The organism is Pseudomonas fluorescens (genome assembly GCF_902497775.2).
Taxonomy (GTDB): domain Bacteria; phylum Pseudomonadota; class Gammaproteobacteria; order Pseudomonadales; family Pseudomonadaceae; genus Aquipseudomonas; species Aquipseudomonas putida_F.
In genome coordinates, this window is sequence record NZ_OZ024668.1 from 3353519 (window position 1) to 3367384 (window position 13866).

At 64.7% G+C, this 13866-nt stretch carries 13 protein-coding genes; 5 read left to right on the plus strand and 8 right to left on the minus strand.

What is annotated here, in order from left to right; all coding sequences use genetic code 11:
- Positions 1-45: 45 nt before the first annotated feature.
- Positions 46-1203 (minus strand): sterol desaturase family protein, encoded by a 1158-nt coding sequence (locus tag F8N82_RS15385; protein ID WP_038996079.1) that lies wholly within the window; start codon positions 1201-1203, stop codon positions 46-48.
- 174 nt (positions 1204-1377) lie between these two features.
- Here F8N82_RS15385 and F8N82_RS15390 point away from each other — a divergent pair, with 174 nt between their 5' ends.
- Genes F8N82_RS15390 through F8N82_RS15405 form a run of 4 tightly spaced genes read left to right on the plus strand, consistent with a single transcriptional unit; the run spans position 1378 to position 4834 of the window.
- On the plus strand, positions 1378-3087 hold the full coding sequence (locus F8N82_RS15390) for a copper resistance system multicopper oxidase (RefSeq protein ID WP_038996080.1): 1710 nt from the start codon (positions 1378-1380) through the stop codon (positions 3085-3087).
- On the plus strand, positions 3080-3946 hold the full coding sequence (locus F8N82_RS15395; RefSeq protein ID WP_038996081.1) for a copper resistance protein B: 867 nt from the start codon (positions 3080-3082) through the stop codon (positions 3944-3946). Before F8N82_RS15390 ends, F8N82_RS15395 begins: the two co-directional genes overlap by 8 nt.
- Positions 3947-3960: 14 nt before the next feature.
- Positions 3961-4389: a DUF411 domain-containing protein gene (locus F8N82_RS15400; protein WP_038996082.1), complete on the plus strand. Its 429-nt coding sequence runs from the start codon at positions 3961-3963 to the stop codon at positions 4387-4389.
- Positions 4390-4399: 10 nt separating this feature from the next.
- Positions 4400-4834: a YqaA family protein gene (locus F8N82_RS15405; RefSeq protein WP_038996083.1), complete on the plus strand. Its 435-nt coding sequence runs from the start codon at positions 4400-4402 to the stop codon at positions 4832-4834.
- Here the strand turns inward: F8N82_RS15405 and F8N82_RS15410 are convergent.
- From F8N82_RS15410 to F8N82_RS15435, 6 genes are all read right to left on the minus strand, one after another.
- Entirely contained in the window at positions 4831-5415 is a 585-nt protein-coding gene (locus F8N82_RS15410; RefSeq protein WP_038996084.1) for a DinB family protein, read from the minus strand. The two genes, F8N82_RS15405 and F8N82_RS15410, sit on opposite strands and share 4 nt — an antisense overlap.
- A 10-nt stretch (positions 5416-5425) precedes the next feature.
- A complete protein-coding gene (zapE, locus tag F8N82_RS15415) occupies positions 5426-6544 on the minus strand; it encodes a cell division protein ZapE (protein ID WP_038996085.1) in 1119 nt (372 codons plus the stop codon).
- A gap of 182 nt (positions 6545-6726) precedes the next feature.
- Complete coding sequence (locus F8N82_RS15420; protein ID WP_038996086.1) at positions 6727-7875, minus strand: PQQ-dependent sugar dehydrogenase; 1149 nt, start codon at positions 7873-7875, stop codon at positions 6727-6729.
- 30 nt (positions 7876-7905) lie between these two features.
- Positions 7906-8220 (minus strand): hypothetical protein, encoded by a 315-nt coding sequence (locus tag F8N82_RS15425; protein WP_038996087.1) that lies wholly within the window; start codon positions 8218-8220, stop codon positions 7906-7908.
- Between the two features lie 125 nt (positions 8221-8345).
- Complete coding sequence (gene speB / locus F8N82_RS15430) at positions 8346-9305, minus strand: agmatinase (protein WP_038996088.1); 960 nt, start codon at positions 9303-9305, stop codon at positions 8346-8348.
- 21 nt (positions 9306-9326) lie between these two features.
- Positions 9327-10406, minus strand: coding sequence for an extracellular solute-binding protein (locus F8N82_RS15435; RefSeq protein WP_038996089.1), 1080 nt, complete (start codon positions 10404-10406; stop codon positions 9327-9329).
- A gap of 100 nt (positions 10407-10506) precedes the next feature.
- Between F8N82_RS15435 and F8N82_RS15440 the strand changes: the two genes are divergently transcribed.
- Complete coding sequence (locus tag F8N82_RS15440) at positions 10507-11397, plus strand: LysR family transcriptional regulator (protein ID WP_038996090.1); 891 nt, start codon at positions 10507-10509, stop codon at positions 11395-11397.
- Between the two features lies 1 nt (position 11398).
- Here the strand turns inward: F8N82_RS15440 and F8N82_RS15445 are convergent, their stop codons facing one another.
- A complete protein-coding gene (locus tag F8N82_RS15445; RefSeq protein ID WP_038996091.1) occupies positions 11399-13834 on the minus strand; it encodes a TonB-dependent siderophore receptor in 2436 nt (811 codons plus the stop codon).
- Positions 13835-13866 lie beyond the last annotated feature (32 nt).

The window sequence follows — 13866 nt, forward strand, 5'->3', positions numbered from 1 at the left end:
GACCCCTCAAGGCTAACGCAGTCAGGGGCCGGGTACAAAGCCGCTTCAGGCAGCCGGTGGCGGTACTGGCGCCTTGGGCTCGGCTTTGCGCAGCGGGTACAGGTGCTGGCGCACGATGCCTTCAGGCAAGTCCTTGCCGAACACGCCGTAACGCGCCGGCCATTCCTTGGGCGGCAGCTTGAAGGTGCCGAACAGCATGTCCACCAGCGGCGTGTGGATCGCGTAGTTCTTGTAGATGTAATCCTTGTGCCGGGCGTGATGCCAGTGGTGATAGCGCGGCAGCACCAGCAGGTAGTTGAGCCAGCCGCCGTCGATGCGCACGTTGGCATGGGCCAGCACTGCCTGCACGCCGACCAGGATCACATAGGCGTTCATCGCCTGGGGCGAGAAACCCAGCAGGATCAGCGGCGCCAGCACCCCGGTACGGGTCAGAAGGATCTCGCAGAAGTGGATGCGCGAACCGGCCAGCCAGTCCATGTGCGTGCTCGAGTGATGCACTGCATGAAAACGCCACATCCACGGCACCACGTGATACAGGCGGTGCAGCCAGTACTGGCCGAGGTCGGCGACAAACACCGCGAGCAGAAACTGCACCACGATCGGCAGGCTTTGCACCTTGGCCTGCAAGGTATCGGAGACCACCCAGCCGGCCAGCCAGCTGGACGAGGCGGTGACGAAGATGAGGATGAACTGCACCAGCATGTGGCTGACGAAAAAGTAGCTGAGGTCGGTACGCCAGTGCGGGCGCAGGATGTTCTGCTGCGGATCCTTGGCGTAGAGTTTTTCCAGCGGGATGAAGATCACCGCCGACACCAGCAGCGCCAGCACGAACCAGTCCAGGCCCAGCGAGTACGGGGTCTGGCCGATGGTTTCGGTCTGGATGTTGGTGCCGCCGAGAAACATCGCCAGCCCTGCCGCGCTGATGCCGGTAAAGCCCAGGCGCTTGCGCTTGTTGAGGAGGATGTTCAGGGTGCCCAGGGCAAAAGCCAGGATCAGCCCGATCAGCAGCACGGTGCGGGCAAAGTGCACGCTGTAGACCTTGCGAAACTCGGCAAAGGTCAGCCACTGCGGAAACAGGAAGCACAGCACCGCCAGCAGGCTGAGCAGCCCCAGGGTGGCCGAGATGTAGCCGCTGATACGCCCGTCGCCGAGCTTGAACGGGCCGTGGCCGTGGCGTTTGAAATAGGCCTTGATTGCCTGCATGAATCGCTGTTCCTTCAAAATGGTGGGCTCCGTGCGGCGCGGAGTATACCGGCCCGCAGCCACAAGTGAAGCCTTGCCCCCATGGCCAGCTGACAAATCTGTAATCCACTGCTCAGTTTGCTGACAGTCAGCGCTGGCTAAGGTCGTGCCATCCCCGCCCCTGGAATGGCACCCATGCTTCGACACCCGACCCGTCGCACCTTCGTCAAGGGCTTCGCCGCCGGCAGCGCCCTGGCCGGCCTCGGCCTCTGGCGCCTGCCGGCGTTTGCCGCGCCCCCCGTGTTGGCCAATGAACTGAGCGGCGAGCACTTCGAGCTGTTCATCGGTCAGACCCCGGTGAACCTCACCGGCCGCCCGCGCACGGCGCTGACCATCAACAACAGCCTGCCCGGCCCGACCCTGCGCTGGCGTGAAGGCGACACCGTAACCTTGCGGGTGCGCAACCGCCTGAGCGAGCCGACCTCGCTGCACTGGCACGGGATCATCCTCCCGGCCAACATGGATGGCGTACCGGGCCTGAGCTTTGCCGGCATCGAAGCCGGTGGCGAGTACCTCTACCGCTTTACCCTGGAGCAGCACGGCACCTACTGGTACCACAGCCATTCCGGCTTGCAGGAGCAGGCCGGGGTCTACGGGGCGATCGTCATCGAACCCAAAGAGCCTGAAGCCCATCGCTATCAGCGCGACTACGTACTGTTGCTCAGCGACTGGAGCGACCAGGCCCCCTTTGAGCTGATGGCGACCCTGAAAAAACAGTCGGACGCCTTCAACTACCACAAGCGCACCGTCGGCGACTTCATCGACGATGTCGCCAGCAACGGCTGGCAGCAAACCATTACCGAACGCAAGGCCTGGGCCGCCATGCGCATGAGCCCCACCGACCTTGCCGACATCAGCGCCGCCACCTACACCTACCTGCTCAACGGCCAGCCGCCGGACGGCAACTTCACCTGCCTGTTCCAGCCCGGCGACAGCGTGCGCCTGCGCCTGATCAACGGCTCGGCCATGAGCTACTTCGATTTTCGCATCCCGGGCCTGAAACTCACGGTCATCGCCGCCGATGGCCAGCCCGTGCAGCCGGTCGAAGTCGACGAGTTGCGCATCGCCGTGGCCGAAACCTATGACGTGCTGGTGCGGGTCGGCGACCTGCCCGCCTACACCCTGTATGCGCAGAGCATGGACCGCACAGGCTACGCCCGTGGCACCCTGGCACGTAGCAACGGGCTGAGCGCCGAGGTGCCGGAGCCGGACCCGCGACCGATCCTGAGCATGGCCGACATGGGCCACGGCGCCATGGCGGGCATGGGCGGCATGGACCACAGCCAGATGGCCGGTATGGACCACTCGAAGATGGCTGGCATGCAGCAGCACCCAGCCAGCGAAAGCGCCAACCCGCTGGTCGACATGCAGACCATGAACCCCAAGCCCAACCTCGCCGACCCGGGCATTGGCCTGCGCAACAACGGCCGCCGGGTGCTGACCTATGCCGACCTGAAAAGCACCTTCGCCGACCCCGATGGCCGCGAGCCGTCACGGGAGATCGAACTGCACCTGACCGGGCACATGGAGCGCTTCGCCTGGTCGTTCAACGGCATCAAGTTCTCCGACGCCGAGCCACTGCGCCTGACCTACGGCGAGCGCTTGCGCATCACCCTGGTCAACGACACGATGATGGCCCACCCGATCCACCTGCATGGCCTGTGGAGTGACCTGGAAGACGAACACGGGCGTTTCCAGGTGCGCAAGCACACCCTCGACATCCCGCCAGGCAGCCGCCGCAGCTACCGGGTCAGCGCCGACGCCCTGGGGCGCTGGGCCTATCACTGCCACCTGCTCTATCACATGGAGATGGGTATGTTCCGCGAGGTACGCGTCGATGAATGAGCCCATCTTGCGCCCGCTGCTCGGCGGCTTCGCCCTACTGGCCTTGCTGGCCAGTGAAGAGGCGCGTGCCGAAATCATGGATCATGCCGCCATGGGCCACGGAGCCATGAATCACCAGGGTATGAAGCACAGCATCGCGCCCAACTCGCCACGCACGCCGCTGCGCCCGATTACCGACGCCGACCGCCAGGCGGCCTTCCCGCCGCTGCCCGGTCATCAGGTCCACGACCGGCAGACCAACTGGGCAATGACGGTCGAGCAACTGGAGTACCAGAACTTCGACAGCAGCAGCGCCCTGAAGTGGGACGCCAACGCCTGGATCGGCGGCGATATCGACCGCCTGTGGTTGCGCACTGAAGGCGAGCGCGAACAGGGCGTGACCCACAAGGCCGAACTGCAGGCGCTCTGGGGGCATGCCATCAGCCCCTGGTGGGAACTGGTCGGTGGCCTGCGCCAGGACTTCAAGCCGGCCAGCGGCCAGACCTGGGCCGCCTTCGGCATCCAGGGCACGCCACTGTACGGGCTGGAGCTGGAAGCCACCCTGTATGCTGGCGAACGCGAGCAAACCGCGCTGCGCCTGGAGAGCAGTTACGCTATCCTGCTGAGCAATCGCTGGATCCTCGAACCATCGCTGGAGGCCAATTTCTACGGCCGTAACGACGCGACCCGGGACCAGGGCAGCGGCCTTGCCGACAGCGAGATCGGCCTGCGCCTGCGCTACGAAATCACCCGCGGCTTTGCCCCTTACCTGGGCATCAGCTTCAATCGGGCCTACGGCAACAACGCCGAGCAAATCCGTGATGAGCACGGCGATATCGGCCAGACCCGCCTGGTCGCCGGGGTTCGCCTGCGTTTCTAGAAGTGGAGAAGTACATGCTGAGCAAGAAAATCGTCGCCTTCGGCCTGCTGGCCCTGAGCACTCTGGCCCAGGCCGGGCAGACCATCGATGTGTACCGTGACCCCAACTGCGGCTGCTGCAAGGAGTGGATCAAGCACCTGCAAGACAACGGCTACACGGTCAACGACCATGTCGAGCCGAACATGAGCGCGGTCAAGCAGCGCCTGGGCGTCGCTCCGCGCCTGGCCTCGTGTCATACCGGGGTGATCGACGGCAAATTCGTCGAAGGCCATGTACCGGCCGAACAGATCAAGCTGTTGGCCAAGCGTCCCGACCTCAAGGGCCTGGCCGTACCGGGCATGCCCATGGGCTCGCCGGGCATGGAAATGGGTGACCACAAGGACGCCTATCAGGTCATCGGTTTGACCGCCGAGGGCCAGGACGAAGTGGTCGCCAACTACTGATCCGCCGCTGATGCTCAGTTATTGGGCGCTGTTTCTCAGCGCCTTCGGCGCAGCGACCTTGCTGCCGCTGCAATCGGAAGCGGTGTTGATCGGTTTGCTGCTACGCCAGCCTGACGCCGTGGTCAGCCTGTTGCTGATCGCCACCGCAGGCAACGTGCTGGGTTCGATCGTCAACTGGCTGCTGGGGCGTGGCATCGAGCACCTGCGCGACAAGCGCTGGTTTGCGTTCAAGACAGAGCAACTGGAAAAGGCCCAGCGCCGCTACCAGCGCTATGGCCAGTGGTCACTGCTGCTGAGCTGGATGCCAGTGATCGGCGACCCGTTGACGCTGATTGCCGGGATCATGCGCGAGCCGTTCTGGCGCTTTTTGCTCCTGGTCACTGTCGCCAAAGCCGGCCGTTACCTGGTGCTGGCGTTGCTTACCCTGGGTTGGATGCAGCACTAGTGCCCCCAGATCTGCGCCTCGCTCCAGCCCAGCTCGGCAAAATCCTGGGCACGCAGGTGCGCTTGCTCCTCACAGAAAAACTCATCCAGCTGTGGCGGGCGCACCGAGGTGTCGCTGAGCATTGCATGCACCTGGCCGCGGTGGTGGATCTGGTGCTCGAACAGGTGCGACAGCAGGCGCAGGCGTTGCTCTCGCTGCACCCAGTCGGGGCGCACGATGCTCACGTAGCGGCGTAACTGGTCGTCGCGCAGCTGGCGGCAGTAGGCAATCAGCCGGTGATCGGCCTGCAGCTGTTCGGCGTGCAGTTGCAGACAGGTGGCGTAAGGCTCCTCGGGCTCGAAGAAACGCTCGCTATCGGGGTCGGGCGCTTCGCCGCGCTGCTCGCACTCCAGGGCTTGCAGGTAGAACCAGTCGACCGTGAGGATATGGTTGAGGGTGGCCTTGATCGACGGGAAGAAACTCGCCCGTGGGGCGACGAACTCATCCTGGCTCAGTTGCCTGCAGGCCTTGTACACCCTGTGGTTGGCCCAACCGTTGTGGTAGGCCATGGTCAGCAGGTGGTGCGAAAGAGGCTCGGCCATGATCGACTCCTCAGCAAAAGCGTTGCAGTTGCATCTCCCGCAAGCGGCTGAGCGTACGCCGGAACGGGAACTCCAGATACCCTTGAGTGTAGAGCGCTTCCAGGGGTACCTCGGCCTCCAGGTACAAGGCGATCCGACGGTCGTAGCATTCATCGACCAAGGCGATGAAGCGCCGCACGCTGTCATCGTGCACCGACAGCTGCGGCAGTTCGCGGTCGCCGGCCACCACCCGCTGGGCGCCGTCCTCGGTGCCACGGGCGATCTTCGCCGGGCGCTGGCGGGCGCCGAGTGCTGGTACCTCGCCGAGCAGGATGGCCTGGAAGCTGTCGCACAGGGCCATGAAATCCATGGCGGCGAAGGGTTGTTCGCAGAGGTCGGCGTAGCGGCACCAGAGCACGCTGTCGCAGCGTTGCACCACGTTCAAGCGACGCGAGCCGATCTGCAACGGCTGATCAGTGCTCGCTTGCTCACCGCGTAACTGGGCAAATACTTGCGCAAGGGCGCCGGGCTGGCCGTGGTCGCGTACCCAGTAGCGTTGCTGGGCCGCGCCGGGGTGCAGGCGATGGTCCTGCTCGCCTGCGACGGCGACCACCTGCATATGCTGCGCGATGGCGGCAATTGCCGGCAGGAAGCGCTCGCGGTTGAAACCGTCGCTGTAGAGCTGCTCGGGCGGCTGGTTGGAGGTGGCAACGATCACCACCCCGGCCTCGAACAGCACCCGGAACAGGCCGCCGAGAATGATCGCATCGCCGATGTCGTTGACGAACAGCTCGTCAAAACACAGCACGCGGATTTCTTCGGCCAGGGACAAGGCCAGGGCCTGCAGGGGCTCGGCAGTGCCATTGAGCTGGAACAGGCGCTGATGCACCCAGCGCATGAAGTGGTGAAAATGCTGGCGCCGGGCCGGTACCTGCAGACAGGCATGGAACTGATCCATGAGCCAGGTCTTGCCGCGCCCCACTGGCCCCCAGAGGTAGACACCCCGTGGGGTTTCACCGCGCTGCAGGGCCTCGAAACAGGTTTGCAGGGCAGTGGCGGCCTGCAACTGGGCCGGGTCGCTGACAAAGCCTTCGCTGGCAATGGCCTGCTGGTAGAGGGTCAGGGGGGACTGTTCGGTGAAGCAGGACATGCGCGGCGTCCGTCGCAAAAGGGGCATTCTGCGGCGGGGGGCATCGCGGGGCAAGTGGTACCACCATTGGTAGGAGCGGGCTTGCCCCGCGATGAGGCAAGTACAGTCAGCACATCGGATGTTGTCTGAGATACGACCGCTGCGCGCTCGATCGCGGGGCAAGGCCCGCTCCCACAACGTCTCTACAGATCCAGCCCGACTTTGAGCAGCGCACCGCCACTCTCATCGGTCAGCAGGTACAGATAGCCGTCCGGCCCTACCCGCACATCGCGAATCCGCGCCTTGAGCTCGCCGAGCAGGCGTTCTTCATGCACTACTTTGTCGCCATTGAGCTCCAGGCGAATCAGCTCCTGCGCCGCCAGCGCGCCGATGAACAGGCTGTGATCCCAAGGCTTGAAGCGCGGGTTGTCGTAGAACGCCATGCCGCTGATGGCCGGGGATTTTTCCCAGACATGGTGCGGGTCGATCATGCCATCGACATGCTCGCCCTGAGCCTCCGGAATCGGCATCAGCGAATAGTTGATGCCGTGGGTAGCGATCGGCCAGCCATAGTTCTTGCCGGGTTTCGGGAGGTTGATCTCGTCGCCGCCACGGGGCCCGTGTTCGTGGGTCCACAGCTCGCCGGTCCAGGGGTTGAGCGCCGCACCCTGCTGGTTGCGATGGCCGAACGACCAGATTTCAGGGCGCACGTTGTCGCGCCCGACGAACGGGTTGTCCTTGGGCACTGTGCCGTCGGGCAGAATGCGCACCACCTTGCCCTGCAGCTTGTCGAGGTCCTGCGAGGTCGGGCGCTGGTTGTTCTCGCCCAGGGCGATGAACAGATAACCGTCGCGGTCGAACACCAGGCGCGAACCAAAATGGTTGCCGCTGGAGAGCTTGGGCTGCTGGCGGAAGATCACGTTGAAGTCTTCAAGCTTGGCGTTGTCGGCCGACAAGCGCCCGCGGCCCACGGCGGTACCCGCCGTGCCGCCTTCGCCGCCGCCTTCGGCATAGGACAGGTAGACCATGCGGTCCTGCTTGAAGGTCGGCGACAGCACCACATCGAGCAAACCACCCTGGCCCTGGGCCCAGACCTCAGGGACGCCGCCCAGGGGCGGCCCGACTTTGCCTTCGGGGCTGACGATGCGCAGGTTGCCGGCGCGCTCGGTGACCAGGATGCCCTGGCCGTCCGGCAAGAACGCCAGGGCCCAGGGGTTGCGCAAGCCTTCGGCGAGGGTACTGACCTTGACGCTGCCCTCCTCGCTCTTGAAATCGCGCTCGGGTGCGGCGTGGGCCAGCAGCGGCAGCAGCGCCGCGGTCATCAGGGTAGGTAGCCAGGTGCGTGGGGACATCAACGATTCCTTCCAGGGAGGGCCTGTTGCTCAGGGCGCAGGTGCGCGCGGCGGCCGGGTGGGTTCCAGGCGCGGGGTGGTCTGTTCGCGGCGGATGTTTTCGCCATTGCCGATGCCGCGATTATCCAGGGTCGGCGGACGCGGATTGGGCTGGGTCGACGGGCCGCGCACGGGCGGCGTGGCCGGCACGCTGCCCTGGCGGCTGTTGGGGTTGGCGCGCATGATCGGGCTGTTGTAGGGGTTGTTGTTGCTGGCCGCCAACTGCAACGGCCCGGCCACGGGCGCAGCCTGCAGCGGCGAGCTCAACAACAGGGCCATGGCTAGGCCCGACAGTGATCGGTTCATGGTATTCACCTCCGGCACCACACGACGCCGAAAACCAGCGCGCCCAAGCGTTGGATAGCCTAAGGCGCGACAGGTTCGCCGGGAAACCTCGATTTGCCGCGCAGGTGATTCATTTTGTTACCGGATCAGCCATCGACCTTGTGCCGCGCGGCATACAGGCAAAGCATTTCCATGGCCAGGGTGGCGCCAGCCAGGGCGGTGATATCGGCATGATCGTAAGCCGGCGCAACTTCCACCAGGTCCATGCCCACCAGGTTGATACCGCGCAACCCGCCGAGAATCTCCAGGGCCTGCACCGTGGTCAGCCCGCCACACACCGGAGTGCCGGTGCCGGGCGCGTACGCCGGGTCCAGGCAGTCGATATCGAAGGTCAGGTACACCGGCTGATCGCCGACCCGCTGGCGAATCGCCTCGATGATCGCCTGGGTACCGCGTTGATGCACCTGACGGGCGTCGAGCACGGCAAAGCCCTGGGTATCGTCATGGGTGGTGCGCAGGCCGATCTGCACCGAGCGCGCCGGGTCCACCAGGCCTTCGCGGGCGGCATGCCAGAACATCGTGCCGTGATCGACACGCTGGCCCTCCTCGTCCGGCCAGGTGTCGCTGTGGGCATCGAAGTGGACCAGCGCCAGCGCTCCGTGTTTGCGCGCATGGGCCTTGAGCAGCGGGTAGCTGATGAAGTGGTCGCCGCCCAGGGTAAGCATGGCGCAGCCGGCCTCGAGAATCTGCTCGGCATGGGCCTGGATGCTCCCGGGCACGCTGTGCGGGCTGCCGTAGTCGAAGTTGCAGTCGCCGTAATCGATCACCGCCAGATGATCGAAGGGGTCGAATTCCCACGGCCAGTGCCGGGCCCAGGCCTGCTGCACCGAGGCGGCACGAATCGCCCGCGGGCCGAAGCGTGCGCCAGGGCGGTTGCTGGTGGCGGTGTCGAACGGCACGCCGCTGACCACCACGTCGACACCGCGCAGGTCGCGGCTGTAGCGCCGGCGCGAGAAGCTGGTGATACCGGCAAAGGTGTTTTCGGCGATGGTGCCGTAGAGGCTGTCGCGAGTGATGGCCTGGTCGTTGTCGGGGGCGAGGTCCATGGTCGGGCTCCTGGTGTGTTGTTATTGGCGGCTACGGAAGGTGGTCCACAGGCGAGTGCGCTGGCGCATATCGGCCAGGCTCATGCTGCGGTCGGCAAACAGCCGCGCGCGCACTTGGGCCGTGGGGTAGATGTCCGGGTCACTGCGCACCGCCTCGTCCACCAGGGGCGTGGCCGCCTGGTTGGCAGTGGCGAAGAACAGCGTGTTGGTCAGCGGCGCCACCGAGTCAGGGCGCAACATGAAGGCAATGAAGGCGCGGGCGGCGTCCGGGTGCGGCGCGTCCTTGGGCATGACCAGGTTGTCCTGCCAAATCAGCGTGCCTTCGCGCGGAATGCGATAGATCACCTGGTACGGCTTGCCGGCCTTCTGCGCCTGATCGGCGGCCATGGCCGCGTCACCGTTGTAGGTCAGGGCCAGGCACACGCTGCCGTTGGCCAGGTCGCTGATCTGCCGGCCGTTGGCGACATAGCTGATCGATGGCTGCAGTTGCTTGAGCAGCGCCTGGGCTGCCGCCAAGTCGTCCTTGTCACGGCTGTAGGGATCCTTGCCGAGGTAATGCAGGGCGACGCCGATGACCTCCTGGGGCGAGTCGGACATGGCAATCCCGCAATCCTTGAGCTTGCTGGCGTATTCGGGCTTGAACAGCAGGTCGAGGCTGTCCAGCGGTACATCGCCGAGCCGCTGGCGCACTGCCTCAAGGTTCATGCCCAGGCCCAGGGTGCCCCAGGTATAGGGCACCGCGTACTGATTGCCGGGGTCGACCTCGGCCAGCTTGGCCAGCAGGTCCTTGTCGAGGTTGTCGTAGCCGGGCATGGCCTGGGCCTGCAGCGGTTGCAAGGCGCCGGCAGCCAGGGCCCGGGCCAGCAGGCTGGAGGATGGCACCACCACGTCATAGCCACTGCCACCGGTGAGCAACTTGGTTTCCAGGACTTCGGTGGTGTCGAAGGTGTCATAGCGCACCTTGTAGCCAGTTTCCTTTTCGAAACGCTGCAAGGTTTCAGGGGCGACATAATCGGCCCAGCTGTACAGATTGAGGACTTTTTCCTCAGCCTGCACCGGCAGGGCCAGGATCAGGGATAACAACCACAGGGATGTACGCATGTCGGGCACCTTAGTCAGTGGATGCCGCCAGCATGCCTGCCGGGTTACATTACTAAAATGGCAAGTCAATTAACCTGACATTCATCAGGAGCAATGTTTGATGCTGGGACAACTGCACGACCTCGACCTGCACCTGCTGCGGCTGTTCGTCACTGTAGTCGAGGCCGGCGGCTTCAGTGCCGCCCAGGGCGTACTGGGCCTGAGCCAGCCGAGCATCAGCCAGCAGATGGCGCGTCTGGAAACCCGCCTGGGTTATCGCCTGTGCAGCCGCGGCAAGGGCGGCTTTCGCCTGACCGCCAAGGGCGAAGTGCTGCTCAAGGCCACCCGCGAACTGCTGGTGCAGATCGAGGCGTTTCGTCATCAGGCCAATGGTGTGGCCGGGCGTTTGCTCGGTGAGGTGCGCATCGGCATTTCCGAAGCTCAGGAGAGCACCGTGACCTTGCGCCTGGCGCGGGCCATCGAGCGGTTTCGCCAGCGTGACGAGTCGGTGCGCCTGGAGCTGGTCAGCGCCATGCCGGCCGACCTTGAGCGCCAACTGTTGCAGCAGCGCCTGGACCTGGCCATCGGCTATTTTTCCGGCAAGCAGGCGGCGTTCGATTACACGCCGTTGTTCGAAGAAAGCCAGCGCCTGTACTGCGCCAGCCACCATCCGCTGGCCGGCCAAGCTGAGGTCAGCCTGGAGGCCTTGCAGCAAGCCGACCAGGTCGAACACCCCTACCGTTTCCAGAGCCGCCAGGAGCCCTTTGACGGCACCAGTGGCGCCGCCCGCTCCGAGCAGGTCGAAGGCGCCCTGACCTTCATCCTCTCCGGTCGGCACATCGGTTACCTGCCCTGCCACTATGCCGAGCCCTGGGTCGAGCGCGGCCTGTTGCAGGGCCTGGACCCGGCACTGGATTTCGCCGTGCCGTTCGTGCTGGTGCGCCACCGCGCCCAGGTGCCCAGTGATGCCGAGCAGGCCTTTGCAGCCGACCTGCTGGCAGCCTTCGCCTGACTCAGTAGGCCAGCGACCAGGTCAGGGTGTAGGTGCGACCACGGCCCTGGTAGTCATAGAGGTAGGCCGGGCCATAGGTCGGCGAGTAGAACAGCGTCGCGCGCTGGCCCCAGACGGTGCTGTACTGCTTGTCGAGAAGGTTCTGGATGCCGGCGCTGAACGTGCCGAAACCGGTGTCCTGACTGCCCAGCAGGTCGAAGGTGGTGTAGCCGCTGATCTTGTGATCGGCATCGTCCTTGAGGGTGAAGGCGTGGTTGGCCTGCAGGCGCGCGCTGCGGCCATCGCCCTTCCAGCCGACGAAGGCGGTGGACTTGGACAGCGATGCATAACGGGCATCGCGCTTGATCCAGTCGCCGTCTTTGTCTTCCTCCTCCGAGCGCACCAGGTGCAGGGTGCTACCAGCTTCCCAGCCGCTTTCGAAGTGGCGGGTCAATGCGCCTTCAAAGCCGAAGTCGCGGCTCTTCTGTTCTTCGACGTTGATGGTCAAAGTAGCCATGTCGGTGGTGATGATCTTGTCCGACCAGATGTAGTACACCGCCGCCTGAGCGTCCCAGTCCAGGTCGGCGTAGCGCCAGCCCAGTTCCACCTGGCGGCTCTTGATCCCGGCCAGCGGGTTGTCTTCGACGCTCAGGCCCGGCTTGCCGTAGTACTTGGCCGGGTCCGGCAGGTCGAAACCTTCGCCGTAGTTGCTCCACAGCTGGTGACCGTTCTTGAAGTCGTAGATGGCGCCAAGGTTGAACAGGTTGACCTGGTAGTCGTTGTTGCCGCCGGGCACGTTCTTGAAGTCGCCGACATCGACGTCCATCTGCTGGCGACGGGCGCCACCGGAAACGCTCAGGTTATCGGTCGCCTTCCAGTCCAGCTGGGCGTAGGCAGAGATGCCATCGACCCGGTAGCTGGGGTAGCGCGCCGCCTTGCTGGCTTCATCCAGGTCCAGGCCGCCGCTTTCGGATGACGTCAGGGCATCGAAGGTGGTCTGGTCGGCGTTGAAACGCTCGCGGTCCAGGTCCACGCCGTAGGTCAGCTTGAGGCTGTCCCACTGCTTGGCGAACAGCGCCTTGAGGCTGCTGACCTCGAAGTTCTGCTGCGACGCGGCAAAGTACACGCCCTTGGAGCCCGCCGGTTTGCCGGCGTTGTAATACGCAAACGGGTAGAAGTTGTCGTCTTCCTTGCGGTACGAGGCCTGCAGGTAGAAGTCCTGGCCGAGCACATCGCTGTGGTGGTAGTTGGCGTTGAGCAGCAGACGCTTGGTGCGCGGCTCAAGGTCGGTGGAGTAACCACCGCGCAGCTCGGCGTCTTCCAGGTCCGACGGGGCGTTGTGGTTCAGGTTGGGGAAATAGATGCCGGTGCTGCCGTGGTTGCCCGAGTCGTAGTACTGGGCCAGCAGGTCGAGGCTCTGCTCGTCGTTGAATTGCAGGCCCAGGCTGCCGAGTACGTCGATGGTGCGGTTGTACTGCAGGTCGGTCTGAGTGTTGTCGATGAAGATCTGGTCGCCGGCGCCGTCGTAGAAGGCTTCGTTCTGCTCGGCAGACACGCCCAGGCGGGCATTGACCCGCTCGTTGCCGCCACTGATCGACTGGGCGATGCGGGTCGACAGGTCGTCGCTGTTGTTGAAGCCGCTGCTGGCGCCCAGCTGGGTTTCAAAGCGCGCCGGCCCCGATTCGCCCTTCTTGGTGACGATGTTGATGATCCCGCCGGTGGCACCGCCGCCGTAGATGGCGCTGGCCCCGGAGAGCACCTCGACGCGCTCGACGTTGAACGGCGAGATGCTGTCGAACTGGCGCGACAAGCCGCGTGAGCTGTTCTGGCTGACGCCGTCGATCATCACCAGCACGTTGCGCCCGCGCATGTTCTGGCCGTAGTTGGTGCGCCCTTCCGGCGCCAGGTCCAGGCCCGGTACCAGCTTGCCGATGGCTTCCTTGAGGCTGACGCCGCTATTGATCTGCTCGTTGAGCTGCTGCTGGTCGACCACCCAGACGGTGCCGGGGATTTCGCTGATCGAGGTGCTGGTACGCGAGGCGACACTGACCTCAATGGGCTTGAGGCTGACGCTTTGCGCCGCCGCGCTCTTGCGCAGGATCACCGTGTTCTGCTCGCTGAACTGCCAGCTCATGCCGCTGCCGGCCAGCAGGCTCTGCAAGGCCTGGGCAATGCTGTAGCGGCCATTGAGCGCCGGGCTTTGCCGGCCGGCAACGTCCTGGCTGGTAAACAGCAGGTGCAGGCCCGCCTGGTCGGCGAAGGCGGTCAAGGCCTGGTCAAGGTTCTGCGCTGGCAGCTCCAGGGATACTTCGCGTTCCTGCTGGGTGCTGGCGGCGGTTACTGCGTCGGCGGCATGCACCTGCAGGGTGCCGAGCAGCGCGGCAACGGCGGTCGAGGCCAGCAGAGCGTGTTTGAAATAACCGGTGGAACGGGCGATTGGCTTGAGCGGACCCTTCACTGTTTTCTTCCAGGCAAATAGTTGTAAATGAG